Annotated in this window: 1 rRNA gene; it reads left to right on the top strand. The window is 52.8% G+C overall.

What is annotated here, in order from left to right:
- Positions 1-231 precede the first annotated feature (231 nt).
- A 16S ribosomal RNA gene (locus QD208_RS17555) occupies positions 232-691 on the top strand; the annotation flags it as partial.

Below are 691 nucleotides of genomic sequence, written 5' to 3'. Positions count from 1 at the left end.
TGATGCTTAGAGGCAGTCGACTGACTCATCATCAAGTGCTTGACTTCTCAAGCGTTCCGGGTAGAATATGCCTCCTCGCTTAACAGCGACGCTCTTTAAAAATTTGATCAGGTAATTCGTGTGAGCGCTTGCCGATGAGTGGTGACAAGGTCACCAAATATCGGAGCAAGCCTCTCACGAGAAGTTTGACTCTGAACCAAGTTTGGTCTGCTTAACAGACTATCAAGCTTTCAACTGAAGAGTTTGATCATGGCTCAGATTGAACGCTGGCGGCAGGCTTAACACATGCAAGTCGAGCGGAAACGATCCTAGCTTGCTAGGAGGCGTCGAGCGGCGGACGGGTGAGTAATGCATGGGAATCTGCCCGATAGTGGGGGACAACCTGGGGAAACTCAGGCTAATACCGCATACGTCCTACGGGAGAAAGCAGGGGATCTTCGGACCTTGCGCTATCGGATGAGCCCATGTCGGATTAGCTTGTTGGTGAGGTAATGGCTCACCAAGGCGACGATCCGTAGCTGGTCTGAGAGGATGATCAGCCACACTGGGACTGAGACACGGCCCAGACTCCTACGGGAGGCAGCAGTGGGGAATATTGGACAATGGGCGAAAGCCTGATCCAGCCATGCCGCGTGTGTGAAGAAGGCCTTCGGGTTGTAAAGCACTTTCAGCGAGGAAGAACGCCTTGGGA

Origin of the sequence: Cobetia sp. 29-18-1 (assembly GCF_029846405.1) — a bacterium.
Taxonomy (GTDB): domain Bacteria; phylum Pseudomonadota; class Gammaproteobacteria; order Pseudomonadales; family Halomonadaceae; genus Cobetia; species Cobetia amphilecti.
This window is presented reverse-complemented; position numbering and strand designations above follow the sequence as displayed.